1 protein-coding gene is annotated in these 607 nt (G+C 69.4%); it reads left to right on the forward strand.

Annotation, left to right across the window (positions count from 1 at the left end):
- Window positions 1–33: 33 nt before the first annotated feature.
- The coding region (locus tag WDW90_RS37875; protein ID WP_431311212.1) for a penicillin-binding transpeptidase domain-containing protein at window positions 34–607 on the forward strand (574 nt) is incomplete at its 3' end.

Below are 607 nucleotides of genomic sequence, written 5' to 3' on the forward strand. Positions count from 1 at the left end.
GTCCTGGGCTCGTTCTCGACCAGCGTAATGAGCATGACGGCGGCCTATACCACTGTCGCCAATGGCGGATATCGCGCGGCGCCAACAGGGGTTCTGGCCGTTGTGGATGGCCGCGGGCAGGTGCGGGCGAGCTTCTTGGAGCCGCTCAGGACGCGAGTGATTCCCCAGCGGTGCATCGGGCCGACGCAAACCGTGCTGCGGGAGGTGGTGCGGAGTGGGACTGGGCGGCATGCTGCTCTGGGCCGGTGGGCAGCCTACGGCAAGACCGGCACCTCGACGGGGTACGCGGATGCATGGTTCGTCGGCTGGAGCGAGGGCCGTGTGCTGGGTGTCTGGATGGGCAGGTGCCGGGATGCCGAGGGCGAGGGGCTGGCCGGCAAGGGAGCGCCCGCCGAGTTCTTCCGGCGCGTTGAAGCCAGCGCGAACGGGATGATGGCTGATCGTGCTGCCGGCGACCGGAACAGGGGACTTGGTAAGGTTGTCCCGGCGGTGATTGCAGGCGCCCAGCGCCCAGCTCCCGGAAGGGGGCGCGAGCACCCTTCAGCCCAGGCGAACCTGGCCCCGCGAACGGCACGGCGCGATGCAGCTGAGTTGCCTCCCCTTCCAC

Source organism: Methylobacterium nigriterrae (assembly GCF_037106235.1).
Taxonomy (GTDB): domain Bacteria; phylum Pseudomonadota; class Alphaproteobacteria; order Rhizobiales; family Beijerinckiaceae; genus Methylobacterium; species Methylobacterium nigriterrae.